Annotated in this window: 19 protein-coding genes and 1 pseudogene; 15 read left to right on the top strand and 5 right to left on the bottom strand. The window is 64.1% G+C overall.

The genetic code is table 11. The features are described from left to right. Positions 1–117 precede the first annotated feature (117 nt). The 5 genes and pseudogenes from AC6I6X_RS11900 to AC6I6X_RS11880 all read left to right on the top strand — a co-directional run. Positions 118–756: pseudogene (locus AC6I6X_RS11900) on the top strand (alkaline phosphatase family protein); the annotation flags it as partial. A 97-nt stretch (positions 757–853) separates the two neighbouring features. Further along, positions 854–1,357, top strand: a complete 504-nt coding sequence (locus AC6I6X_RS11895) for an alkaline phosphatase family protein (RefSeq protein ID WP_497930733.1) — start codon at positions 854–856, stop codon at positions 1,355–1,357. A gap of 181 nt (positions 1,358–1,538) precedes the next feature. Further along, entirely contained in the window at positions 1,539–5,081 is a 3,543-nt protein-coding gene (locus tag AC6I6X_RS11890) for a PAS domain-containing sensor histidine kinase (protein ID WP_497930732.1), read from the top strand. Positions 5,082–5,508: 427 nt separating this feature from the next. Beyond that, positions 5,509–6,177 carry a helix-turn-helix domain-containing protein gene (locus AC6I6X_RS11885; RefSeq protein WP_497930731.1) on the top strand — a complete coding sequence of 223 codons (669 nt, stop codon included), beginning with the start codon at positions 5,509–5,511 and terminating at the stop codon, positions 6,175–6,177. Positions 6,178–6,341: 164 nt separating this feature from the next. Continuing rightward, on the top strand, positions 6,342–7,460 hold the full coding sequence (locus AC6I6X_RS11880; protein ID WP_497930730.1) for a sensor histidine kinase: 1,119 nt from the start codon (positions 6,342–6,344) through the stop codon (positions 7,458–7,460). A 178-nt stretch (positions 7,461–7,638) separates the two neighbouring features. On the opposite strand, the gene AC6I6X_RS11875 is transcribed toward AC6I6X_RS11880, so the two are convergent. Next, positions 7,639–8,526, bottom strand: coding sequence for a DUF1214 domain-containing protein (locus AC6I6X_RS11875; RefSeq protein ID WP_497930728.1), 888 nt, complete (start codon positions 8,524–8,526; stop codon positions 7,639–7,641). 521 nt (positions 8,527–9,047) lie between these two features. After that, a complete protein-coding gene (locus tag AC6I6X_RS11870) occupies positions 9,048–10,487 on the bottom strand; it encodes a cryptochrome/photolyase family protein (RefSeq protein WP_497931285.1) in 1,440 nt (479 codons plus the stop codon). 849 nt (positions 10,488–11,336) lie between these two features. On the opposite strand from AC6I6X_RS11870, the gene AC6I6X_RS11865 reads away from it, so the two are divergent. After that, a complete protein-coding gene (locus tag AC6I6X_RS11865) occupies positions 11,337–11,651 on the top strand; it encodes a hypothetical protein (protein WP_497930727.1) in 315 nt (104 codons plus the stop codon). A 170-nt stretch (positions 11,652–11,821) separates the two neighbouring features. On the opposite strand, the gene AC6I6X_RS11860 is transcribed toward AC6I6X_RS11865, so the two are convergent. After that, positions 11,822–12,451, bottom strand: coding sequence for an ester cyclase (locus AC6I6X_RS11860; RefSeq protein WP_497930726.1), 630 nt, complete (start codon positions 12,449–12,451; stop codon positions 11,822–11,824). 363 nt (positions 12,452–12,814) lie between these two features. On the opposite strand from AC6I6X_RS11860, the gene aroC reads away from it, so the two are divergent. From aroC to AC6I6X_RS11840, 4 genes are all read left to right on the top strand, one after another. Further along, the gene (gene aroC / locus AC6I6X_RS11855) at positions 12,815–13,966 is read left to right on the top strand and encodes a chorismate synthase (protein ID WP_497930725.1); all 1,152 of its coding nucleotides are present in this window, start codon (positions 12,815–12,817) and stop codon (positions 13,964–13,966) included. Positions 13,967–14,262: 296 nt separating this feature from the next. Continuing rightward, a complete protein-coding gene (locus AC6I6X_RS11850) occupies positions 14,263–15,402 on the top strand; it encodes a thiamine pyrophosphate-dependent dehydrogenase E1 component subunit alpha (RefSeq protein WP_497930724.1) in 1,140 nt (379 codons plus the stop codon). After that, positions 15,399–16,412 (top strand): alpha-ketoacid dehydrogenase subunit beta, encoded by a 1,014-nt coding sequence (locus tag AC6I6X_RS11845; RefSeq protein ID WP_497930722.1) that lies wholly within the window; start codon positions 15,399–15,401, stop codon positions 16,410–16,412. Before AC6I6X_RS11850 ends, AC6I6X_RS11845 begins: the two co-directional genes overlap by 4 nt. A 6-nt stretch (positions 16,413–16,418) precedes the next feature. Next, the gene (locus AC6I6X_RS11840; RefSeq protein ID WP_497930721.1) at positions 16,419–17,462 is read left to right on the top strand and encodes an NAD(+)/NADH kinase; all 1,044 of its coding nucleotides are present in this window, start codon (positions 16,419–16,421) and stop codon (positions 17,460–17,462) included. Between the two features lie 180 nt (positions 17,463–17,642). On the opposite strand, the gene AC6I6X_RS11835 is transcribed toward AC6I6X_RS11840, so the two are convergent. Then, positions 17,643–19,451 carry a 2-oxo acid dehydrogenase subunit E2 gene (locus tag AC6I6X_RS11835; RefSeq protein WP_497930720.1) on the bottom strand — a complete coding sequence of 603 codons (1,809 nt, stop codon included), beginning with the start codon at positions 19,449–19,451 and terminating at the stop codon, positions 17,643–17,645. A 274-nt stretch (positions 19,452–19,725) separates the two neighbouring features. Between AC6I6X_RS11835 and AC6I6X_RS11830 the strand changes: the two genes are divergently transcribed. Next, positions 19,726–21,630 (top strand): 2-oxoacid:acceptor oxidoreductase subunit alpha, encoded by a 1,905-nt coding sequence (locus AC6I6X_RS11830; protein ID WP_497930719.1) that lies wholly within the window; start codon positions 19,726–19,728, stop codon positions 21,628–21,630. Between the two features lie 2 nt (positions 21,631–21,632). Beyond that, entirely contained in the window at positions 21,633–22,568 is a 936-nt protein-coding gene (locus AC6I6X_RS11825; protein ID WP_497930718.1) for a thiamine pyrophosphate-dependent enzyme, read from the top strand. A gap of 193 nt (positions 22,569–22,761) precedes the next feature. On the opposite strand, the gene AC6I6X_RS11820 is transcribed toward AC6I6X_RS11825, so the two are convergent. After that, positions 22,762–23,091, bottom strand: coding sequence for a hypothetical protein (locus AC6I6X_RS11820; protein WP_497930717.1), 330 nt, complete (start codon positions 23,089–23,091; stop codon positions 22,762–22,764). 124 nt (positions 23,092–23,215) lie between these two features. On the opposite strand from AC6I6X_RS11820, the gene lrpA1 reads away from it, so the two are divergent. The 3 genes from lrpA1 to AC6I6X_RS11805 all read left to right on the top strand — a co-directional run bounded on the left by lrpA1 (position 23,216) and on the right by AC6I6X_RS11805 (position 24,961). Next, entirely contained in the window at positions 23,216–23,644 is a 429-nt protein-coding gene (gene lrpA1 / locus AC6I6X_RS11815; RefSeq protein WP_497930715.1) for an HTH-type transcriptional regulator LrpA1, read from the top strand. Between the two features lie 150 nt (positions 23,645–23,794). Next, entirely contained in the window at positions 23,795–24,286 is a 492-nt protein-coding gene (locus AC6I6X_RS11810; protein ID WP_497930714.1) for an SRPBCC family protein, read from the top strand. Positions 24,287–24,352: 66 nt separating this feature from the next. Next, complete coding sequence (locus AC6I6X_RS11805; RefSeq protein WP_497930713.1) at positions 24,353–24,961, top strand: nitrous oxide reductase accessory protein NosL; 609 nt, start codon at positions 24,353–24,355, stop codon at positions 24,959–24,961. The last annotated feature ends 6 nt before the right edge of the window (positions 24,962–24,967 follow it).

Raw genomic sequence — 24,967 nt, 5'->3', positions numbered from 1 at the left:
ACAGCGACGCCGATCGCGGTCACCGCGGTCCGTCGGGAAAGCCGTACAGCGGCGTCGCCGCCGATACGAACGGTCACTGCGGTGCCATTTTTGACCGTGGGGGCCCACGAGTACGGCATGCGAACCGATCTCGAGTCCCGTCTTCGCGATCGACTGACCGAGGGCGGCTATCTGTTCCCCGACTACGGCGGGTACTGCTTCGCGAGCGTTCCCGACACCGTCCGATCGGTTCTCGGCGACGACGGCGGTCAGCCGCTTCCGACCGACGTGCTCGCGGGCCTCGACGACCAGTACGATCGCGTCCTCGTGGTGCTGGTCGACGGGTTCGGACTGGCGTTCTGGAAGCGCCATCGCGGGCAGGCGCTGGTCGATCGACTCGCGAACCGGAGTACCGTCACCCCGCTCACGTCGGTCTACCCCTCCGAGACGGCGGCGGCGCTGACGACGTTCCACACCGGCCGGCTTCCGGCGAGCCACGGCCTCCTGGGGTGGGACGTGTACGATCCGGTCGACGACGCGTCGTACGAGGCTTTCACCGGGACCGTCAAGGCCGGCGACGAGTCCGTCGCGCACGACCTCCAGGACGTCTTCGAGGGCGACCCGATATACCCCGCCCTCGAGGCGGCGGGGATCGACTGCCGCCACGTCGTCCCGTTCCCGGGGACGTACGACGGGGCGACCTGCCACTCCTACGGCCCGGACGAGAGCCTGGACGGGTTCGAACCGACGCTCCGGGAGGCGTTCGTCGCCGCCGACGATCCCGCCTACCTCTTCGCCTACCTGCCCCAGATCGACACGGCCGCCCACGGGTACGGGAACCCGCTCCGACGAGTACCGGGCCACCGTCGACGACGTGTTCGAGACGATCGATCGCGCGCTCGCGGGCCTCGACGCCGACGCGGCGGGCGACACGCTCGTCGTCCTGACCGCAGATCACGGCCACGTCGACACCGACGCCGATCGGAACGTCGACCTCGAGACGATCGGCGGGGTCGTCGAGGCCCTCGATCGCCACGGTGACGGCGACCCGGTCCGGTACGCCGGCAGTCCGCGGAACGTCCACCTCCACCTGCGGGACGGACGCGTCGACGACGTCCGCTCGATCCTCGACGATCGACTCGACGCCCGCGTCTTCACGCAGGAGGACGTGGTCGATCGCGACCTCTTCGGCGGCGGGCCGCGAAGCGAGACGTTCGAGCGGCGACTCGGCGACCTCGTGGTCGTCCACCGCGACTCGGGCGTCTGGTACGGCAGCGATCGGTCCAAACTCGACCTGATCGGGATGCACGGCGGTCTCCACCCCGACGAGATGCTCGTCCCGTTCGCGGCGATCGATCTCGAGGCCCTGATAGCTTGACATCCCCGCGCCTAAAGACGCGGAAATCCACTAAGTGGATACTCAGGTTGCGCGTTTCCTCGGTTCTCAAGTACGCTTTCGCGTGGAACGTCGAAGGTCGCCGTCCAGTTGTGACCAAGGAAATGCGAACGCTCGCACGACCGGCGAGCGATTTAACTTGGGCAAGGACTTTTGAGGGATAATGAGTACACGAGCGGGCGCTCCCGACGGGGCATTTTGGGGTGACGTCGACGACGACGTGGCGCTCCACCGGTATCGGACGCTCGTCAACACGATCGACGACGGCGTGTATCAACTCGACGCGGACGGACGCTTCGTTGCGGTCAACGACGTGATCGTCGAGACGACGGGCTACTCACGCGAGGAACTCCTCGGCGAGCACGTCTCGCTCGTTCTCACCGATCGCGACGTCGACCGCATCGAACGTGAAATCGGCGGCAGGATCGGAGCAGACGACACGGAAATCGCGACCTTCGAGCTCGGCGTCCAAACCGCCGATGGCGGTGTGGTTCCCTGTGAATTACGGATCAACGTGCTGATCGAAGAAGGGGAGTTCCAGGGGACGATCGGCGTCACACGAGACCGCACCGAGGAAAAGCAGCGTCTGGAGTCGCTCGAGTCAGCACGGGCATCGGTCGCATCGATTACGAACGTCCTCGACGAGGCCAACGTCGGCGTCTTCGTGCTCGACGACGAGTTCACAATTGCGTGGGCCGACGAGACTATCGGGGAGTACCTCGGCCTCGACCGTGAGGAACTCATCGGACGGGACAAACGAACGATACTCGGGGAAACCCTCAAGCACAGATTCGACCACCCGGAACGAGTCGCGGAGACCGTTCGGGCAATGTACGAAGAGAACGGTCATTTCGAGACGTTCGAGTGTCACGTCACTGCGGGCGACACCCGTGATGCACGCTGGCTCGAACACCAGAGCAAACCGATCGAATCGGGGCAGTATGCCGGCGGTCGAATCGAACTCTACTACGATATCACGGATCGAAAGCGGTCGGAGGATGCGCACCGCGAAAGCGAAGCGCGGTTTCAATCGCTGGTCGACGCCGTCGAGGAGTACGCGATCTTTCGGCTCGATCGCGACGGCCGCGTGAGTAGCTGGAACGAAGGCGCGTCGGCGATCAAGGGCTACGATCGCGAGGAAATTCTCGGCGAGCATTTCTCGACGTTTTACACCGAGGACGATCGAGCAGCGGGCGTACCGACCCGGAATCTGGAACGGGCGACGGAAAACGGATCTCTCGAAGACGAAGGCTGGCGGGTTCGGAAGGACGGTAGCCAGTTCTGGGCGAACGTGACGATTACGGCGATCAGGGACGACGATGGAACGCACCGTGGCTACCTGAAAGTCACGCGTGACATGACCGATCGGCATCGACGCGAGCAGGAACTCGAACGCGAACTTCAGCGGATTTTCGATCGGTTCTCCGATGCGTTCTACACACTCGATGACGAGTACCGATTCACACACGTCAATGCCTATGCAGAAGAACTCCTCGGCTATTCGGAAGAGGAGTTACGCGGTGAGGTCGTGTGGGACGTGTTTCCGGAGGCTGTCGGATCGGATCTCTACGAGAACTATACCGAGGCGATGGAAACCCAGCAGCCGATTTCGTTCGAGCGCCACTCTGAGCCGTTAGATATCTGGGCCGAAGTTAACGTCTATCCCTCCGAGACGGGGCTTTCGGTCTACTTTACCGACATCACCGAGCGAAAAGAGCGCGAACGAGAATTAGAACGGTACGAGCAGACGATCGAGACGATCTGGGACGGTGTCGCAACGGTCGACGCCGACGGCCGCTTCGTCATGGTCAACGACGCGTTCTGCGAGATGGCCGGCTACGAGCGCGACGAGTTGCTGGGGGAACACGTCACGTTCGTCCACGATGAGACGGTTGCGGAGCACGCCGAGGGGTTGAAAGCGAATGTCGTCGCAGAGGAGGCGGAGTACGCCTCGCTCGAGTTCGACCTCGAAACCGCCGACGGAGAGACGATCCCAGTCGAGGGGCGGTTCGGACCGTACGAACTCGAAGACGGAACGATCGGTCGCACCGGAGTTACCCGCGACATCTCCGAGCGCAAAGAGCGCGAACGGGCGCTGACACGGTTCGAGCAAGCGGTCGAGCAGTCGGGCCACGGAATCTATATGACCGACATCGACGGGGAGATTACGTACGTCAACTCGGCGTTCGAGGAAACGACCGGGTACACGGCTGCGGAAGCGGTCGGAAAGACGCCGAGGATTCTCAAGTCGAGCGAGCACGACGAAGACTACTACGAGACTCTCTGGGAGACGGTTCGAGCCGGCGAGGTCTGGGACGAAGAGATCACCGACCGACGAAAAGACGGCGAACTGTACTTCGCCGAGCAGACCATCGCGCCGGTGACCGACGAAGACGGCGAGATCGATCGGTTCGTCGCCGTCCAGAACGATATCACCGAGCGCAAAGAGCGTGAGCGGGCGCTCGAACTGCGGGCTCGTCAGCAACAGGCCGTCGCCGACCTCGGACAGTTCGCGCTCGAAACCGACGACCTCGACGAACTCGTGCACGAGGCAACTCGGCGTGTCGCGGACGCGCTCGACAACGACTACTGCAAGGTGCTCGATCTCGATTCCGACGAGCAGGAACTGCTGTTGCGCCAGGGCGTGGGCTGGCACGAGGGGATCGTCGGTGAAGCGACGGTGTCCGCCGTCGAAGCGGACTCGCAGGCGGCGTACACCCTGGCCAACGATCACCCGATCGTGGTGGAGGATCTCGAGACGGAAACGCGGTTTAGCGGCCCCGAATTGCTGACGAGCCACGACGTCCGCAGCGGGATCAGCACCATCATCGGGCCGTTCGACGAGGCGTGGGGAATCCTCGGCACTCACGACACCGCCCGTCGGGAGTTCACCGACCAGGACGTGACCTTCGTCCAGAGCGTCGCCAACATCCTCGCCGAGGCCATCGAACGCCACCGGTACCAGCGCGAACTCGAACAGTTGGTGTCCGACCTCGAGAAGTCCAACGAACGACTCGAGGCGTCGAACGAGCGCCTCGAGCAGTTCGCCTACGCCGCCAGCCACGACCTGCAGGAGCCCCTGCGGATGGTCTCGAGCTATCTCCAACTGATCGACCGACGATACCGAGACGCGTTCGACCAGGACGGCGAAGAGTTCCTCGAGTTCGCCATCGACGGTGCCGACCGAATGCGCGAGATGATCGACGGCCTGCTCGCGTATTCGCGGGTCGAAACGCGCGGTGATCCGTTCGAACCGATCGCCCTGAACGACGTTCTCGAAGCCGTTCGTGAAGATCTGCAGATGCAAATCGAGGAGAGTAACGCCGAGGTCACGACCGGCGATCTTCCGCGTGTACATGGCGACGCCGGGCAACTGCGCCAGGTCTTCCAGAATCTCCTGAGTAATGCGATCGAGTACAGCGGCGACGAGCCACCACGGGTCGACATCGCCGCCGAACGCGATGGCGACGACTGGGTTATTTCAGTTCGCGACGAAGGGATCGGGATCGACTCCGACGAGCAGGAGCGTATCTTCGAGGTGTTCGAGCGGCTGCATACGCACGAGGAACATCCGGGGACGGGTATCGGACTCGCACTCTGTCAACGTATCGTAGAACGCCACGGCGGCGAGATCCAGGTCGAGTCGGAACCCGGCGAGGGATCGACGTTCTCGCTCACGTTACCGGCGAGCGGTAGTGATGAGTGAGCGAGTCAACCGCATCGAACCGGAGACACGACCGCAGTTGTCGTCGATTTCGGATCACCGTTAGGACGCATATCTAGCGAATGGGTGCCAGTAGTCAGTCTCGTTCGCCGTCTCGGAGAACGGTATCGTTCGAATTTCGCACGAACCGTGCCCTGGTTCTCGTCGGTCAATGCCGACTCTGTACTGGCCGACCGCTCCCCTTCACAGATCGGTTCTCAGTTCGCGTCGCATTCGAGCTTTGCGTTCAGCAGCGACTGAATGGCTTCTCTGCGGGCCGTAAGCAACGTCGTGCGAGATACAGCGGCTGAGTTCAGCAGCGGTGATCGTTCTCTCTGCGAGATGCGGAGACAGTGTTATCGGGGTAGGCCGCGCCTCGCCTGAACTCCCCTGTAGTGGGTATTTCCGACCAGAGTGCCAAACTCATCCAATGGCTACCGAGGCTACCTTTATAGTCCCGTCCGATCAGTTCCCCCTGGGGACCGTATTCGAGCAACTACCCAACGTGACGGTCGAACTGGAGCGAATTATCCCCGCACGAGACGTGGTGATCCCATATTTTTGGGTCCGGGGAACACCGGTTGACGACGTCGAAGGAGCGTTTACCGAGCACCCAGGTGTGGAGCGAATCGAACTTATCGATTCAGTCGCAGACGAGTATCTGTTGCGTGTGGAGTGGGCGGTGGATTACGATGACGTACTGACTACGCTGACGGAAACGAAGATCGCGCTCATCAAAGCCACCGGCACGAATCAGCAGTGGACGTTCGAGATCCGCGGTGACGCGCGATCTGACATCGCAACCTTTCAGTCTCGCTGTCGAGAGCTAGATATCCCGATCACACTGACGGAGCTGCACGCGCTCACGGCGGTCGAGACGGCCACCGAGGAAGCTCTCACCGACACCCAGCAGGAAGCCCTGGTGCTCGCGTACAAGCGCGGCTACTTCGAATCTCCGCGCGAGGTGACGATGGCAGACCTCGGCGACGATCTCGGGATCTCACACCAGGCCGTCGCCTCTCGGCTCCGGCGCGGAATTAAGCACGTCCTCGGGAGTACGCTCTCCGATGTCGAGCATCCCTCCTCGGGAAGTAGTTAAAAGGGTATTGGAAGCTCAAAAGCCACGCTAACCAGCGTCGGCCGACTGTGTGTGGGATAATGAGTGGGCGTTCTCCCGGATTACGTCAGGGTGAGACGGACTACTGGCACTTCGTTATCTCTGGGGCGGGGCTCCTGCTTCTCGTCTTCGGTGCGGGCAGATCCATGACCGCGTTCGCCAGTAGTGGCGGACTTTTGGAAGCCGGGCTCGATTTGATCTTGCTCGGCGTTCCGGGACTCGTACTGGTGTCCGTCGGACGCTGGTTACCGACGTCTTCTATCAAATCTGGGTTCTATCCACGTATCGTCGCGTGGACCCTTGGAGGAGTCGTCGTCATGGGTATCGTGCTCGGACTGCGCGTCGTCCATCCCGGCGTTGAAGTCAGTTTCACGTTCGGGACGCAAGCAGTCCTGCTAGCGATCGGTTCTATTGCGGGCCTGGGAATCGGTGTAAACAACGTTCAGGCGCGCACCCACGCTCAGACGCTCGAAGAGAAAAACGAAACGCTACAGCGAACCGAACAGCAACTCGAAGAGGCAGTCACACAGCTGGAAGCGTCAAACGAGCGGTTGGAGCACTTCGCATACGCCGCATCCCACGACTTACAGGAACCACTTCGCATGGTAACACGCTATCTGGAACTCGCCGAAAGCCGGTACGGCGACGACTTCGACGAGAACTGCAAGGAGTTCATCGACTTCGCCGTGGATGGCGCTGAGCGGATGAGTGAAATGATCGACGGACTGCTCGAATATTCTCGGGTCGAAACCCAGGGTGATTCGTTCGATACAGTCGATCTGGACGCCGTTCTCGACGACGTACTCACCGATTTTCAGTTCAAGATCGAAGAGACCGACGCCACAGTCACACGGGAACCGCTACCCACAGTCGAAGGCGATGGGAGACAGTTACGGCAACTCTTTCAAAATTTGCTGAGCAACGCGATCAATTACAGCGGCGACGACCCTCCGAGAATACACGTTTCGGCAGCACGGGATGGCACGGAGTGGACGATTTCGATTCGAGATGAGGGGATCGGGATCGATGCCGCCGACACCGATCGGATTTTCGACATCTTCCAGCGGCTGCATTCGATAGAGGAACAGCCTGGGTCGGGAATCGGGTTGGCACTGTGCAGGCGGATCGTCGAGCGTCACGACGGTGACATTTGGATTGATTCGGAGCCCGGTGAGGGGACGACATTTTCCTTTGCGCTCGCTTCCAGTGCCAAATCACTGGACCTTCCCAGTGTCATCGGTCGAAAAGAGAGCTCCAGCGGGTAGCCTTGGAAGAACTTGTTCGAGATTCGCGCTCCGTATCCAGCAGACGCATTATGAACTACCGAAACGCTGTCAAGAGGTGCCCGCACGATACAGCGCATGCGTTCAGCACGAAGCGGAAGCCGAGCGGCGGTCGAGTCACGCCGGCTCAGTCACCAGAACATCGATGTTCGCACCCCTGTCACTCGATCGGCTCCGCCTCGGGGAACTGATAGCTCCCGTCGAGAATCTCCTCGCGGGGCCCGTAGAGCCGAACCAGGTAGAACCACTCCTCCGGGGTGTAGAGGAAGTTCGGTTGATCGGGATCACCGCCGAAACGGATCGTGGTACTGCCGTCATCTGCTTGCTCTGCAGTCACATTGTTGAACGAGTACGCGTCGTACTCGTTCTCCTCGAGAAACCCGTCGTCGTTGTAGACGGCGACCGACCAGAATCCGTCGACGGGGACGTCGTCGACGGTGAACGCGTATGGCGTGTCACCGTCGTTCTGGTCGGGGACCCGTTGCAGATAGATCGTTTCTGGCTCCGGAACGCCGCCCGGCGTCACAGTGGCGAGGTAGTACTTCACGGGGTCGACCTCGCCGACGTCGCCATACGCGCCGCTGAAGTCGTCCATCGTTTTCATGACCGTGACGATCGCGTCGAAGAGTTCTTGATGTGCTTGGCGGTCCCAGTTGGGAATCTCGAACGTGCCGGCCGAGTCTTGGCTCACTGCGAGTTCGTCCTGTAATCGATGGACACTCTCTACGTCGTCCGAATCGTTCGGGTCGACGAACGTCCGGACGATGACCCACACGTACCGCGTCCCGACCCCGTCCTGGGTCAACGTGTACTCGCCGGAATCCTGGTACGCCGCTTTCACATACGCGTCCTCGTCCATGACGACCATCGACTGGTGGCGGTCACCGGCGTCCGGTTTGGTAATAGTGACTGGTTCGGTCAGGTCGAAGACACCGATCGAATAGATCGTGTCGCGATTGGGCAAGGCTGCGATCCGCACGTCGGGGCCGACTACCGTTTGGAAATGATAAAACTCGCCGAACCCGCCCTGTTCGACGATGTTCTCCATCATTAGATGTATCTGTGACCGTGGGAAGTTCTCCCACGTCACTGAGACTAACTCGTCATCTGCTGACGTCTCGTGTTCAGCCTCCTGGGTACTCGTCTCCGGGGAACGTCGGCTGGCAGTGACACTGCCGCCGCCCATCGCGAGTAAGCCGGCGAGGCCCGCCCCGCGAAGCGCGGTTCGGCGGGTTGCTCGCAGCGGTTCGGAGTTTGATTCTGACGTCGTGTGTCTTGTTTCTTTGCTCATGGCTCGTGCCGCTTCGAGTGGCCTACAGCAGCGGTTGGTGCCGACTCACACGTTCGCACTCCAGCATTCCATATAATACAGCGACGATACTCGAGAAGGATTTCATGACATGATGATTGTGTTTGTTTGCTGAATCATCTCTGCATTCTCGATCGACTATCCGTACCTGTTATGTTCGGCCTGACGTTGGAACTTCGCCGGTTCGGGATCTCTGCCCAACGAAAACCAGCCACACCGGGTCCTCGTGCTCCTGACGGGGCACGCGAGAAGCGGCGCCGTCAGCCGTCGCCGCGCGCGGTCTCGAACGCCTCGATTGCGCGATCGCGGTACTCGCCGAGCTCGACGATGGGAGCGGGGTAGTCGGGCGCAATGGCGGCGCGTGTCTCGTCATCCAGCGTGGGCCACTCGTGGATGGCGTCGGTCGGCGCGTCCCGGAGTTCGGGGACGTGTTCCCTGACGTACTCGCCGTCCGGGTCGTACTCCTCCGACTGGGCCACGGGGTCGAAGAAGCGGAAATACGGCTGGGTGTTCGCTCCCGTCGAGGCGGCCCACTGCCAGCCGCCGGCGGCGTGGGCGGTGTCGTGGTCCACGAGCTTTCGGCGATACCAGTCGTACCCCTCGCGCCAGTCGATCAGCAGGTCCTTCGTGAGGAACGAGGCGGTCACCATCCGGACGCGATTGTGAACCCACGCGTCGGCGCGCAACTGCCGCATTCCGGCGTCGACGAGCGGATATCCCGTCTCGCCGTCCTTCCACGCCCGAAGCCCCTCAGGATCGTCGCGCCACTGGATCTCGTTCGGATACTCGCGGTAGTTCTCGGTAACTACGTCGGGACGCGCGTCGAGGATGTGCGCGTAGAACTCCCGCCAGGCGAGTCGTCGCCGGAACGCCTCGACCGACTCCCGGGCGTCCTCGTCGCTGGCGGCGGCCGCCGCGTCCTCGGTGGCTTCCCAGACCGTCCGGACGCCGACTGTCCCGAACTTCAGGTGCGGCGAGAGGCGCGAGGTCGACTCCCGGGCGGGGTACTCGCGGTCGTCCCGGTAGCGGTAGATCGTGTCCTCGCGGAAGTCGGCGAGCAGGTCGTGGGCGGCGTCGGTGCCCGCTGGCTGCACGTCGGCTTCGGGATCGTCGAAGCCCAGGTCGGCGAGTGACGGGAGCGAGCCGGCGACACCGGAGGCTTCGCCGAACCACTCTTCGTCGAGGCTGTCGCGGGGGTCGACAACGTCACCGCGAACCGGCGCGGCGACGGGGGCGGCCTTCTCCCGGGTGCGCCACTCCTGCCAGAAATTCGAGAAGACGGAGTGGTGGCTCCCGTCGTTCGTCGTGATGGTCTCTGGTTCGTGGAGGAGAGTGCCGCCGAACCGCTCGACGTCGACGTTGACGCCAGCGTCGGCGAGCGCCGCCGCGACCGCACGGTCGCGTTCGCCTGCCAGTCCGGAGTAGTCGCGGTTCCAGGTGACCGTATCGGCGTCGTAGGCCGCGGCGAGATCGGGAAGCACCGCGCTCGGGTCGCCGCGGGCGAGGAGCAGTTCGCCGCCGCGCTCGCGGTACTGCTCGCGCAACGAATCGAGCGCATCGAGCAGGAACGCCACCACGGGCGGCGCGCCGTAGGCGAGTATCGCGGGATCGTGGACGAACACCGGGAGTAGACGGCCGTCGCCCCCCAGCGGCGGGTTGTCGATCAGACGAAGATCGCGGCGGTGCCAGTGGAGTCGGATACCGGAGTCTTGGCGGGCGCTGGCGCCGCCCATCGCGAGCATTCCGGCGAGGCCCGCCCCGCGAAGCGCGGTTCGACGGGTTGCTCGCATCGATTCGGATTTTGGTTCCGCTGTCGTGTGGTGTGGCTCGTTGCTCATGGCTCATGCCGCTCTGAGTAGCCCACAGCAGCAGTTGGGACCGACTCACACGCACCCACTCCAGCATTCCATATAATTCAGTGACGAGACTCGAGAATAATTTCCTGACATGATGATCGTGGTAGATGGATGACGATCTCTGAATTTGCAATATCCTATCTGGATCTGTAGCGAGCGATCACGGCCCTCGTTATTCATCCGTCAGTTCGCGCTGTACTCGCGCTGTGAGTTCAGCAGGGATAGTCCGAACTACTCGACTCGTGCCAGGAACAGCATGACCGACTCGGAGCACGAGTTCAGCACGACGACTTCGTTTGTTTCACGTCGAAACCGGTGAACCACCCGCACACTAGACGTGCAAAGTGATCGCCAAAGCTTCTATCAGGTTCGGATAATGTCCAGCGAGTCGTGCTGAATACAGGGCGGGAGCCTTGTTTAGACGCTCCCGGATGAGCGGGTCAGGAGTCATTTTGACTGAACAGAATCCGGTGGTAAGCACCTCGCAGTGCGGTTCCATACTTTGAGAACGAAGTGTTAACGCCGATCTCGGTCGCGTCTAAACAAGGCCCAGAGCGGGAATTCAGCAATCTCACCATCACATCGAGTGCCAATGGCCGGGACAAACGAGAGTCCCTATCGGAATCCGGTCTATTCAATAGGCTTGCAGGCTCGGGCCGGGAGAATATCGAGGACGACCGCGTTTCTCTTCGTGTGAGTAACGACAGTGAACTCCGTCAAATAGAGGATATCAATCTGCGCCTCCAGAAGCTGGGGCAATTCTCTCGATTCTCCCGGGCTGGACTTGGCGTGATCGTCTTGGCCTTTCTCATCGCCGTAATTGGCCGGTTACCCCAGAATCTCGAATCGGTGGGCAGTGCAATCAATGCCATCCTCCTCCCCCTGATTTTTGTTGGGATGGGGCTGTTGCTGTACGCTATCGGAATGCATCTCCACCTGATGCATCTCAACCTCGTAAAGCAAATTCGCAAAAGCGAGGTCGAAGAAGCGGACATCCCCAACGAGTGATAGTCAAACGAACCCCCCGCTCTGCTCAATCTATGCTCCCTATTCAGCACACAGTTTCTGGTATCTTTCGGATAGATCGTTCTTCGCTCCGTTACCTACTCGACCTGTACTGAGCGTTCGACTCGCCACGCTGATCGCGCTCACCCGAGTACCACATTCGCGCCCGGAGTTCAGCACACACTATACAAACTGCCTGATTCTTGGCAGAAACGACGTGACCGACTCAGAGGGTGTAGCCATCGCCGACGGGAGATCGAAAAGCTACCGTAGGGTCCTGATGAGCCCAATACGGGGCTGTCGCTGGGATCAGTATGCGAGGAGGAAAGAGAGTTCGGGAGACCGTTAGCGATCCTCGACGATGCCAAGTTGTTGGAGCATGCCGAGATCGTCCTGTTGATACCTCTTTTCGGCGATCTTCCCGTATACCTCTTTTCGGCGATCTTCCCGTCTTCCATCCGGAAAATCGCCAGGCCGATAATCTCGAAGGACCGATTCGTCGCAGGAAGATCGAAAAGGTCGTTTTCTTGGGTTCCGGTGAAGGTCCAGCGTGCAGCAACTTTGTCCCCGGACTCGAAGTAATCTTCCACATCGATGTGGGCATCAGGGATACCAGACAACGTCTCCATCCACCATTCACGATACTCCTCGATACCGTTCACATCCCCATCGGCACCGATCAACCCCTGAACAAGGACGTCCTCGGTTACCAACTCCGGTAACGCATCCACATCTTGTTCGTTGAACGCCTCGAGATACCGCTCGATCACCTGTCTGTGCTCGAATGGTCTGGCTTCGGCCATGGGAGATCGTGCATCTGTATGCGGCACTGTAGCATATTTTTACGCAGTGCAAAGCCGGCAGAGGCTGCAAGGGCGTCGGTCGATGAACGATACGCGCACTGTATTCATCACGGTCCAACGAACATCAGCGGTATCTGATTGAAATTCTAGCGTTCAGTTCGCACACATACTTGCTTGCGCTGAATACCGATAGCAACTGGAACCGTACGTAGCTCCCCGGGAGAGCGAGTTACGTAGGTCGATAGCCGCTGTTACCGTCGTATCGTCGTTGCAGTCACTGACTATCACATCACCGTGGCCGGCGGGATCCGATCGTGCGGGAATCCTGCAGTGATAAGTGTCCGCGTCCCGGAGGACGCGCTAATGAACGGCAATCGCTTCGGTCGTCTCTTCCAGGTGACCACCTTCGGTGAGAGCCACGGAGAGGCGATGGGCTGTACCGTCTCCGGCTGTCCGGCCGGCCTCGAACTGTCCGAAGACGACATTCAGGCGGATCTCGATCGGCGCAAACCCGGCCAGTCGATGATCACCACCTCTCGCGGCGAACCCGACGCCGTCTCGATCAAGTCCGGCATCCAGGACGGCTACACGACCGGGACGCCGATCGGGCTGGTCATCCAGAACAAGGACGCCCGCTCGGGCAAGTACGAACCCTTCATCACCGCGCCGCGGCCGTCCCACGGCGACTTCACCTACTCCGCGAAGTTCGGGACGCGAAACTGGGGCGGCGGTGGCCGCTCGTCGGCCCGCGAGACGGTCAACTGGGTCGCTGCGGGCGCGATCGCGAAGAAACTCCTCGAACGGGAGGGAGTCGAACTCAAGGCCCACGTGAACCAGATCGGGGACATCGAGGCCCCCGAGGTGAGTTTCGACGAGATGCTCGAACACAGCGAGGAGAACGACGTCCGCTGTGCCCACCCCGAAACGGCCGGGCGGATGCAAGACCGCATCGAGGACTACCAGGAGGAAGGCGACTCGATCGGCGGGTCGATCTACTTCGAGGCTCGCGGCGTCCCGGTCGGTCTCGGCGCGCCGCGCTTTGACTCCCTCTCGGCCCGACTCGGCCAGGCCATGATGGCGGTCCCGGCGACGACCGCGTTTGAGTTCGGCCTCGGGCGCGAGGCCCGGGAGTGGACGGGCAAGGAGCGAAACGACGACTGGGAGTTCGACGACGAGGGCAACCCGACGCCCGTGGAGAACGACCACGGCGGCATCCAGGGCGGGATCAGTTCGGGAGAGCCGATCTACGGCGAGGTGACGCTCCACGCGCCGACCTCGATCCCGAAGACCCAGCAGACGGCCGACTGGGAGACCGGCGAGATCAAAGAGGAGCAGGTCATCGGCCGGCACGACCCCGTACTCCCGCCGCGTGGGGTACCCGTCGTCGAGGCGATGCTCGCCCTGACGCTCGTCGACTTCATGCTCCTGTCGGGCCGCATCAACCCCGATCGGGTCGACGATCGGCCCGGAACGTACGACACGGACTACCACCCGAGCAACCCGCGGAACGAGTAGCGGCTCGACGGCTCGCTCCGACGCCGTCAGTCGCCGACGTACGCCGAACCCGCCGACGCACGAACGGATCAGGCGGCTCCGGGTGCTCCTCCAGCGATCGGAGACGTGAGACGTGCAGTCACGTCCCTCAAGGGACGCGGATTCGCAGGTCGTTCCCCGCGACCGTTAGTCCGGTCGATCGCGAATTTCGTTCTCTCGAACCTGAATTCGGCTGGTCACAGAGATACTTCCGTTGTACCACCCCATGATGGGTGCTAGCACTTATTGCGGGACTCGTGGTACTCTCCTCTGCCGATATGGCAGACTTTGACATACACAGCACGGCTGGACGGCTGGAAGCACTGCGTCGGATGCTAACTATCCGCGCGTTCGACGAGGAGGCAGGGGATCGGTTCGCAGACGGCGAAATACCGGGGTTCGTACACCTCTACATCGGGGAGGAGGCGGTCGGCGTCGGGACGTGTGCGGCGCTCGATCCCGACGACTACATCGCGAGCACACACCGCGGCCACGGCCACTGCATCGCGAAGGGACTCGACCCGAAGTACATGATGGCCGAACTCTACGGCAAGGCCGAGGGCTACTGCAACGGCAAGGGTGGCTCGATGCACATCGCGGACGTCGACGCCGGGATGCTCGGCGCGAACGGGATCGTCGGTGCCGGGCCGCCGCTCGCGACCGGTGCGGCGCTGTCGATCGACTACCAGGACGAGGATCGGGTCGCGGTCGGCTTCCTCGGGGACGGGGCCGTCGCGCAGGGACAGGTCCACGAGGCGATCAACCTCGCGTCGACCTGGGACCTGCCGGCGGTCTTCGTCGTCGAGAACAACCAGTACGGCGAGGGGACGCCGGTCGAGAAGCAACACAACGTCGACAACCTGAGCGACACGGCACAGGCCTACGACATTCCGGGACTGACCGTCGACGGGATGGACATCACCGCGGTCGAAGAGGGCGTCGCCGAGGCGCGCGAACGCGCGACCGCGGGCGAGGGGCCGACGCTCGTCGAGGCCGAGACCTATCGCTACCGCGGCCACTACGAGGGTGACGAGGAACCCTACCGGGACGACGCGGAGATCCAGCGCTGGATGGACCGGGACCCGATCGACTCCTTCAAAGAACGGCTGATCGATCGGGGCGAACTGACCGAGGAGGAGTTCGACGACCTGCAGGCTGAGGTCGAGGCCGAGATCGAGGCCGCGATCGAGTACGCCCAGGAGGCCGAGCAGCCGACGCCGGACGAGGCCTACGACGACATGTTCGCGGAGATGCCACCGGAGATCGAACGCTTCGCGTCCGCCGCGAGGGCGAGACCCGACGGTGGCGAGCGAACCGCTGGTTCGCGAGCCTCGTCGGCACGTAGTTCCGACGGTGGTGAGCGATCCTCGTCGGAGCATCGCTCCGACGGCGGCCGTCAGGGAGGTGACCGACGATGACTGCACACGCAGAACCCGAGCGAGAACTCGAGACCGAAACGGAGACGATGACCGTCCGGGAGGCCATCCGGCAGGCCCTCCGCGAAGAACTCGATCGCGACGAGGACGTCTACCTCATGGGCGAGGACATCGGCCGCTTCGGCGGCGTCCTCGAAGTGACCGGCGACCTCTGGGAGGACTTCGGCGACGAGCGCGTCCGCGACACGCCGATCAGCGAGGCCGGCTTCATGGGCGCGGCGACGGGTGCCGCGGCGACGGGCACCCGGCCGGTCGTCGAACTCATGTTCTCGGACTTCGCCGGGGTCTCGATGGAACAGATCATGAACCAGATGGCGAAGATGCGCTACATGTTCGGCGGGAAGGCCGAGATGCCGGTCACCGTCCGGACCACCGAGGGCGGCGGCATGGGGGCCGCGAGCCAGCACTCGGGGACGATCCACACCTGGATCGCGCACTTCCCCGGCCTGAAGGCCGTGGCACCCGGCACCGCCGCGGCCGCAAAGGGGCTGACGAAGGCGGCCATCCGATCGAACGACCCCGTCTTCGTCTTCGAGAACAAGATGATCTACGAGCAGCAGGGCGCGGTGCCGACCGACGAGGACTTCACGGTCCCGATCGGTGAGGCCGCGATCGAGCGCGAGGGTGACGACGTCACGGTCGTCGCGACCCAGCGTCTCGTCGGCGAGAGCTTACAGACCGCCGAGAGCATCGCCGACGACGTCGACGTCGAGGTGATCGACGCCCGATCGCTGTACCCACTCGACACCGAGACGATCGTCGAGAGCGTCGAGAAGACCGGTCGGCTCATCGTCGCCGACGAGAGCCCGCTCTCGTACGGTACCCACGCGGAGATCGTCGCGCGCGTCCAGGAGGAGGCGTTCTTCAGCCTCGACGCACCCATCCAGCGGGTCGGGACGCCCGACACGCACATGCCGTTCAGTCCGCCCCTCGAACAGGAGGTCCTGCCGGGCGGCGAGGACGTCCGCGAGGCGATCGAGCGGGTGGCCTGACGACTCGTGTCCCGCGTTGGACTGATCGTCAACCCCGCCGCCGGCCGGGACGTCCGCCGCCTCACCGGCGGCGCCACCGTCGTCGACAACTACGCGAAGCGCCGGGTCGCCGAGTGCGTGCTCGACGGTCTGGCCGCGACGAGCGATCCGCCGACGGTCCGGATCATGCCGGACCGATCGGGGATCGCCGACCACGCGATCGAGGAGTCGCCCGAGGCAGTGGACGCGAGCGTCCTCGAGATGCCGGTCGAGAAGTCGGCGACCGACACCCGTCGGGCCGCGGCCCGGTTTCGCGAGGACGGAGTCGCGGCGGTCGTCGTCCTCGGCGGCGACGGTACGACCCGCGACGTCGCGAGCGAGATCGGTGAAGTGCCGGTGATCGCCGTCTCGACGGGGACGAACAACGTCGTCCCGACGGCCGTCGACGGCACCCTCGCGGGCGTCGCGGCGGCCCTGATCGCGACGGAGGCCGTTCCGGCGGCCGACGTAACCACGCGCCACGGGATGGTCGAAGCGAGCGCCGAGACGAAGACCGGCGAACGGACCCTGTCGGCGCTCGCCTCGGCCGAGGTGTCCTCGCGATCGTTCGTCGGGACGCGGGCGCTCCTCGATCCGACCGATCTGCGCGGCGGCGTCGTCTCGCGGGCCCACCCGGGTGACGTCGGCCTCGCGGCCGTCGCGGGCGCGGTGGAACGCGTCGCACCCTCCGATCCCGGCGGCGTCGCGCTCCGACTGGCCGATCCCGCCGACGCGCCGCGGACCGTTCGGGCGGTGCTCGCTCCCGGCGTTACCGCGACGATCGGAGTCGCGTCCGTCGATCGACTCGACTGGGACGAGACCACCCGGTTCGACGTCCCCGACGGGGTCGTCGGGGCGGACGGCGAGCGCGAACTGGAACTCACCGACGCGACCGTCGCCCTCACACCGGTTCCCGAGGGGCCCCGACTCGTCGACGTCGACGCGACGCTCTCGGCCGGGGCCGACGCCGGTGCGCTCGTGGCCGAGGGGACCGAACCGACTTCGACGATCGAGGACTATAGCAGCGACTGAACGTCACTGCACACCTGATCGCAGGACGGCGTTGCGATCAGTGTGTGACTCGTTTCAGTCGCTACGATAGGCACCTCGCCGGCGGGCGAGCGGGAGTCGGTCTTCGAACGCACGGTAACCGTCGACGCGATCCCGACGCCCGAACGGACCGGTCCCGAGTGATCGACGGACGCGGCCCCGTCAGGCGCGCTCCCACGTGATCTCCAGCGGCAGATCGTCACGGAGGACCTGCGAGACGTGACAGCCGCGTTCGCCGAGGTCGACGATGCGATCGACCGTCTCCTCGTCGGCGTCGGTCTCGAGTCGGACCGTCGCCTCGATCCGGTCGACGGCGCCGTGGTCGGGTTCGGCGTCGGTGGTCACGTCGATCGCCTCGATCGGCGCGTCGCGCTTTTCCGCCTGGAACCGCACGCTCAGCGACAGGCAGGCGGCCAGTCCGCCGAGGAAGACGTCGACCGGGGTCGGTCCCGTCTCCGTCCCGCCCGCGTCCTCGGGTTCGTCGAAGTCCCACGCGAACGATCCGGCCTCGATCGTCCCGGCCATGCCCCCCGGGTTGTGCGCGGTGACGGTCCGATCGGGCATTTCGGTCTCGCCGGCGGCGCCCGATCGACTCTCTGCTCCGGCCTCGACCCCGTCGGGGAGCAACGGCCACGGCTCCTCGACGTACCCGACGAGCGTCTCGAGGAACCTCGCGGCGTCGGCCCCGTCGACGATCCGGTGATCGAACGTGAGATCGAGCGGAAGGTGGCGATGCCATCGCACCTCGTCGTTCGGCCCGCGGACGGGGGATTCCGAGACGGCGTTCACGCCGAGGATGGCGACCTGGGGCGGATTGATGATCGGATCGAACGACTCGACTCCGAGCACGCCGAGGTTCGTCACCGTGAACGTCCCGCCGCGCAGGTCGTCCATCGTGTACTCGCCCTCGAGCGCCCGCCCGACGAGGTCGCGTCGCTCCGTCGCGATCGTCTCGAGGGACTTTCCCCCGACATCGGGCAGGACCGGCGCGATGAGGCCGTCGTCGACGTCCACGGCGATCCCGAGGTTGTGGTCCGCCCAGAGGCGGTGGACCTCGTCCTCGAACGTCGCGTTGAACGCCGGGTGGTCGTCGAGGGCCGCCGACACGGCGAGCAACAGCACGTCCTGAACGGAGACGTCCGCGTCGAGCGCCTCGTCCGCGGCGTCCGTCGCGGTGAACAGGGCCTCGGCGTCCGCCGTGCGGTGGACCGTGACGTGGACGGCGTCCCGGTAGCTCTCGCCCAGCCGTCTGGCGATCGTCTTGCGCATCCCGCCGAACGATCGCGTCTCAGCGGGGGTCGGCCCGGCCGCGTCGGCCGCCCCGGACGCTGCTTCCTCGACGTCCTCCTCGGTGATCGCACCCTGGTAGCCGGTTCCCTCGACGGCCGACAGGTCGACGTCAAGTTCCTCCGCGCGTTTTCGCGCCCGGGGTGACGCGTCGACGTCGGCTTCGTCGGCCGCCCCTGACGCCGCTTCCTCGACGTCCTCTTCGGTGATCGAGCCCTGGTAGCCGGTTCCCTCGACGGTCGACAGGTCGACGCCGAGCGCGTCGGCGCGGTCTCTGGCACGCGGGGACGCTTTGACCTCGTCCGAGAGGCGATCGGATTCCGGTTCGGCGCGATCGCTCGTCTCCTGGGTGGCGGTCGTCCCGGACGCCTGCGGTGTCGCCGCCGCCTCACTTTCGGCCGTCAGATCGGCCTCCGCTTCCGCCTCGAGGTCGGCGACCTCCGCGTCGGCGGGCGCGACGATGCCGATGGGAGTTCCGGGCGGGACCGACTCCCCTTCTTCGAGGTACGTTCGTCGGAGGACGCCGTCCTCCCGGGCCTCGACCTCGGCGACGCTCTTCTCGGATTCGACCTCCGCGATGACGTCTCCCTCTTCGACGGTCGCTCCGTCGTCGACTTCCCACGCGAGCAACTCCCCGCGTTCCATCTCGAGACCCAGTTTCGGCATCCTGACGATGTAGGCCATGCCAGTCAATAACACAACGGCGGCATAAAGGGTGCCGATGCGCCCGTCCGTGCGAGACTGACGGACGTGGCGATCGTGTTCACCGTCTGTCGGCGACGAATAGCGGATAGTGTCCGGTCTAGCATGAATTTTCCATACAAACCAAAACGGACACTCTGGTAAAGTGGATGGTTGTTCATTCTTCACGATCGATGCATGGTAATGTATAGCAAAGGCTTTAGGTTCGGTAGAACGAAACTCTGGATACTGGTGGCCACAGGCCACAGATCTACCCATGAGCGACGACGAACTCATCTGGCGAATCGCGGGGGGTTCCGGCGACGGAATCGACTCGACGAGCCAGAATTTCGCAAAGGCGCTGATGCGCTCGGGGCTCGACGTATTCACACACCGTCACTATCCATCGCGGATTCGTGGCGGCCACACGTACGTCGAGATCCGGGCCGCAGGGCACGAGGTACAGTCACGGGGAGACGGCTACAACTTCCTGCTCTCGCTGGGTGACTCGTTCGCCCGCAACCCGCAGGAGGAGGCCTACTACGGCAACGAGGAGATCAAACCCCTCTCCGAGAACCTGGACGACCTCCGGGAGGGCGGGATCATCGTCTACGACGAGGGTCTCATCAGCGAGGAGGACGTCGCGGACCTCGATCTGGAGGAGCGTGCCGAGGAGAACAACTGGCACGTGTTCCCGATGGATCTGCGCGGCCTCGCGAAGGAACACGGCCGCGAGGTCATGCGCAACACCGCCGGCGTGGGAGTTACGGCGGCACTGCTGGACATGGAACTCGAGCACATCGAGGACCTGATGTCCGACGCCATGTCGGGCGACGTCCTCGAGTCGAACCTCGAGATCCTCCACGAGGCCTACGAGACGACGAAAGCGGAGTACGAGTTCGAGCACGACCTGCGAGCGCCCGAGGGCTCTCACGAGACCGAGCAGGCGCTGCTGTCCGGTTCGAACGCGATCGCCTACGGCGCGATCGACGGCGGTTGCCGGTTCATCGCCGGCTACCCGATGACGCCGTGGACGGACGTCTTTACGATCCTCACGCAGAACTTCCCCGACATCGGGGGCGTCTCCGAACAGGTCGAAGACGAGATCGCCGCCGCCGCGCTCGCCGTCGGTGCGAGCCACGCCGGCGTGAAGGCCATGTCCGGCTCTTCCGGGGGTGGCTTCGCGCTGATGAGCGAACCACTCGGCCTGGCGGAGATGACCGAGACGCCGCTCGTCCTCGTCGAGTCGATGCGGGCCGGTCCCTCGACCGGGATGCCCACCAAGCCCGAGCAGGGCGACCTCGAGTTCGTCCTCTACACGAGCCAGGGCGACTCCTCGCGGGTCGTCTTCGCGCCGGGGAACATCGAGGAGGCCTACGAGCAGACCCGCCTCGCGTTCGACATCGCCTGGGAGTACCAGATCCCGACGATCGTCATCTACGACCAGAAGCTCTCCGGCGAGAACACCAACGTCGACGTCGAGTTCTTCGATCGCGAACCCGAACCGGGACTCGGCTCGACGCTGACCGAGGAGGAACTCAAGGAGGCGGCCCACGACAACTCCGGGAAGTTCAAGCGGTTCAACTACGCGGACGCCGAGAACGGCGTCGCGCCGCGATCGCTCCCCGGTCAGAAGGGCGGGCGCTACCTCGCGACCGGCAACGAGCACTCGCCGGTCGGGCACATCAGCGAGGACCCGGACAACCGCGTCTTCCAGATGGACCGCCGCCTCGAGAAACTCGACGCCATCCGCGAGGAACTCGACGAGGAACGCCCCTCGAACCAGACCTACTTCGGCGACGAGACCGCCGACTACGGCATCATCACGTGGGGCTCCTCCCAGGGTGCCGTCGAGGAGGCCGTCGAACGACTCAACGAGAACGGTCACTCCGTCAAGGGACTGAGCGTCTCCGACATGATGCCGTTCGCCGAATCGGAAGTGACGGAGTTCTTAGAGAGCGTCGACGAGGCGATGGTCGTCGAGATGAACGCGACCGCCCAGTTCCGCGGGCTCATCCAGAAGGAACTCGGCCGCTTCGGCGACAAGATGACCAGCCTGCTCAAGTACAACGGCAACCCCTTCGAACCGGCCGAGGTCGTCGAGGGGTACGAGGTCAACCTCGCCGACGAGGACCGCCAGCCGACCGCCCAGGTCCGAATCGAACCCGCCGCAGGTGACTGACCATGAGTGCATTCAACGCAATCGGTGAAGAACGAGAGATCGACCGGGACGAGTTCACGCCCGGTGTCGAACCGCAGCCGACCTGGTGTCCGGGCTGTGGCGACTTCGGCGTCCTGAAGTCGCTGAAGCAGGCCCTGCCCGAAGTCGGCAAGAACCCCGAGGAGGTCCTGACCGTCACCGGGATCGGCTGTTCCGGCAAACTGAACAGCTACCTCGACACGTACGGCTTCCACACGATCCACGGCCGATCGCTCCCGGTCGCCCGCGCGGCCAAACTCGCCAACCCCGAACTCGAGGTCATCGCCGCGGGTGGGGACGGCGACGGATACGGGATCGGCGGTAACCACTGGATCCACACGGCCCGCGAGAACCACGACATCACCTACATCGTGTTCAACAACGAGATCTTCGGCCTGACGAAGGGCCAGACCTCGCCCACCAGTCCGAAGGGCCACAAGTCCAAGACCCAGCCGTCCGGCAGCGCGAAGACGCCGCTGCGGCCGCTGTCGATGTCGCTGAACGCCGGCGCGAGCTACATCGCCCGCACGGCCGCCGTCAACCCCAACCAGGCCAAGGAGATCATCGCGGAAGCGATCGAACACGACGGCTTCGCCCACGTCGACTTCCTGACCCAGTGTCCCACCTGGAACAAGGACGCCCGCCAGTACGTCCCCTACATCGACGTCCAGGAGTCCGACGACTACGACTTCGACGTCACCGACCGCCGCGAGGCGGCCGAGATGATGTACGAGACCGAGGACGTCCTCAACGAGGGCACCGTCCTCACGGGCCGGTACTACGTTGACGAGGACCGCCCGTCCTACCAGGAGGAGAAGCGGGCCGTCGGCGAACTGCCCGACCAGCCGGTCGCCGAACGCTACTTCGACGACGACGCCGAGTGGGAACGGAGCTACGACCTGCTCGATCGGCACACGTAGGCCGTCGATCCGTCGCGGCTCATCTCGACCCTGCGGTATCCGTTTTTTCGGCTCGTCCCCGTTGCCGAGAGCCCACCATCACCATCCCTCCCAGTCGGCCGTGCGAATAGCGGATCGGGAGTGGCGAGCAGTGCCGCCGTGCTCGAGAATCAGCAAAACGGCGCGTCGGTTCGTCGGCGGCGGGTCGGGTCGATCACTGCCCTTCGTCCTCGGGGTTGTACCCCCACCCCTGTGCGAACCGCTTGGTGAGCGAACTCAAAACGAGCAGGGAGACGAGCATCCCGCCGAACAGCGCCTCCGAATAGCCGTACAGGGCCTGGTGGACGCCGAACCCGGTCACGATCACGCCCATGAGGACCGCCGTCGTTCCGGCCCGGCGGGAGACGTACTCGGGGTCGACGTCGTCGTCGTAGTGCATGTGGAGGTCCGCGCGGCCGCCGAACGCGATCAGCACGGCCGGAACGAGGATGATGAGGCCACAGAGAACCCAGAAGACGCCCAGCAGGAGGTTCACGTCGACCATCGTCTGCTGTCGGCGAGGCGGGCGAATAAACCCGGCGATCGGCCGCGAGCCGACCGCTTCGGTCAGGGAATCCGACGTTTTCGTATACAAAAGATATTTTCCCGCCGGAGCAAAACTGTATACCATGAGTACCCAGGCGACGGAAGATCGCATCCTCGAAGTTCTCGAAGAGGATGCCCAGGCCTCCTACGCGGAGATCGCGGATCGGGCGAACGTCTCGAAGCCGACGGTCCGGAAGTACATCAACCAGCTCGAGGACGAGGGCGTCATCGTCGGCTACTCGGCCGACGTCGACCCGAAGAAGCTCTCGAGCAAGACCATCGCGCTCGTCGGAATCGACGTCGCGAGTGAACGCTACGTCGAGGCGACGAAGGCGCTGAAGGCCCTCGACGAGATCGAGGCGCTGTACAGTTCCAGCGGCGACCACATGCTGATGGCCGAAGTGCGCGCGGCCGACGGCGACGAGGTCGGCGACATCATCGCCAACGAACTGCTCGAGATCGAGGGCGTCACGGCGGCCCACCCGTCGTTCCTGCAGGAACGTCTCAAGTAAGGGTCCGGCTGATCGCCGTCGCCCGGCGCGTGAGTCGACGCGGTCGGCCGTCGCGAACCGATCGGACGAACCGGCGTTCGCGACGGCCGGTCGCACGGCTCGACGTATGGAGGCCCCGTTGTTTTGCCGATCGACGCCGTAGCAGCGGGTATGCCCTCGTACGAACGCGAGACGACCGTCCGGGCGCCGCTCGAGGACGTGTGGGAGTTTCACTCCCGGGTGAGCGGCCTCGAGGCGGTGACGCCGGCGTGGATGGGACTGCGCGTCGAGCGGGTGCTCGGGCCGGACGGCGAGCCGGAGCCCGACCTGCTCGAGGCGGGGAGCGAAATCGACCTCTCGATGCGTCCGTTCGGCGTCGGACCGCGCCAGCACTGGACATCGATCATCACGGAGCGCGAGCGAACGGACGGGTCGGCGTACTTCCGCGACGAGATGGTCCACGGCCCGTTCGATCGGTGGGTCCACACCCACTCGTTCTACGCCGACGGTGAGGAGACGGTGGTGCGCGACCACGTCGACTACGAACTGCCCCTCGTCCAGCGGCTCGGCGGTCTCGCCGACGCGACCGTGCCGTTCTCGCAGGCCGGATTCGAGGCGATGTTCCGCAATCGCCACCGCGCGACGAAGGCCCACTTCGAGTGACGACCGCGGACGGTTCGACGATCGAACCACGCGCGTTTTGCCGCCGTACCCACAATAGACGGGTATATGAGCGGAGACGAACGCCGATCGACCTCCCGCCGTCGATTCCTGGGCGTCGTCGGGGCCGGCGTCCCCGTCGGCGTCGCCGGCTGTCTCGGCGGGACCGGCGACGGCGGTGACGAGGGCGGAGACGGTGACGACGAACACCAGTACGAAACGGACGTCGAACACCCCGGGGACGAGCCGCTCGAATTCACCGGGGAGTACGTCTGTCCGGTCTGTAACATGATCCCGGCTGACTACCCGACGTGGCAGTGCCAGCTCGCCCACGAGGACAGGCAGGGTGCGCTGTTCGACACGCCGGGCTGTCTGTTCGCGTACTACGCCGCGCCGCCGACGGACGCGGAAATCACCGCGGCCTGGGTCACCGACTTCGAAAGCGAGGACCTCGTCGACGGCTTCGATGCATCGTACGTGCTCGTTTCGGACGACACTGCGGTTCCCGAGGAGACGATGGGGATCAATCCGCGCCCGTTCGAGAACCGCGAGGACGCCGTCGCCTACCTCGACGAGTGGGACGCCGAGGACCTCACCGAGGACGATATCGTCGAACTCGAGGTCGTCGATCGGGAGGTCGCCGCGATCTACCGCGGGAACCGGCTTCCAGACGAGTAGGCGTCA

This window comes from Halosolutus sp. YCN4, assembly GCF_059736495.1.
The sequence above is the reverse complement of the archived record's forward strand: the minus strand, read 5'-3'. Positions and strand labels throughout refer to the sequence as shown.

What these genes read in the sequence shown, in the direction of transcription:
- AC6I6X_RS11890 (WP_497930732.1), top strand. Translation starts at nt 1,539, where the DNA reads ATGAGTACACGAGCGGGCGCTCCCGACGGGGCATTTTGGGGTGACGTC.
- AC6I6X_RS11885 (WP_497930731.1), top strand. Translation starts at nt 5,509, where the DNA reads ATGGCTACCGAGGCTACCTTTATAGTCCCGTCCGATCAGTTCCCCCTG.
- AC6I6X_RS11880 (WP_497930730.1), top strand. Translation starts at nt 6,342, where the DNA reads ATGACCGCGTTCGCCAGTAGTGGCGGACTTTTGGAAGCCGGGCTCGAT.
- AC6I6X_RS11875 (WP_497930728.1), bottom strand. Translation starts at nt 8,526, where the DNA reads ATGGAGAACATCGTCGAACAGGGCGGGTTCGGCGAGTTTTATCATTTC.
- AC6I6X_RS11860 (WP_497930726.1), bottom strand. Translation starts at nt 12,451, where the DNA reads ATGGCCGAAGCCAGACCATTCGAGCACAGACAGGTGATCGAGCGGTAT.
- aroC (WP_497930725.1), top strand. Translation starts at nt 12,815, where the DNA reads ATGAACGGCAATCGCTTCGGTCGTCTCTTCCAGGTGACCACCTTCGGT.
- AC6I6X_RS11850 (WP_497930724.1), top strand. Translation starts at nt 14,263, where the DNA reads ATGGCAGACTTTGACATACACAGCACGGCTGGACGGCTGGAAGCACTG.
- AC6I6X_RS11845 (WP_497930722.1), top strand. Translation starts at nt 15,399, where the DNA reads ATGACTGCACACGCAGAACCCGAGCGAGAACTCGAGACCGAAACGGAG.
- AC6I6X_RS11835 (WP_497930720.1), bottom strand. Translation starts at nt 19,451, where the DNA reads ATGGCCTACATCGTCAGGATGCCGAAACTGGGTCTCGAGATGGAACGC.
- AC6I6X_RS11830 (WP_497930719.1), top strand. Translation starts at nt 19,726, where the DNA reads ATGAGCGACGACGAACTCATCTGGCGAATCGCGGGGGGTTCCGGCGAC.
- AC6I6X_RS11825 (WP_497930718.1), top strand. Translation starts at nt 21,633, where the DNA reads ATGAGTGCATTCAACGCAATCGGTGAAGAACGAGAGATCGACCGGGAC.
- AC6I6X_RS11820 (WP_497930717.1), bottom strand. Translation starts at nt 23,091, where the DNA reads ATGGTCGACGTGAACCTCCTGCTGGGCGTCTTCTGGGTTCTCTGTGGC.
- lrpA1 (WP_497930715.1), top strand. Translation starts at nt 23,216, where the DNA reads ATGAGTACCCAGGCGACGGAAGATCGCATCCTCGAAGTTCTCGAAGAG.
- AC6I6X_RS11810 (WP_497930714.1), top strand. Translation starts at nt 23,795, where the DNA reads ATGCCCTCGTACGAACGCGAGACGACCGTCCGGGCGCCGCTCGAGGAC.
- AC6I6X_RS11805 (WP_497930713.1), top strand. Translation starts at nt 24,353, where the DNA reads ATGAGCGGAGACGAACGCCGATCGACCTCCCGCCGTCGATTCCTGGGC.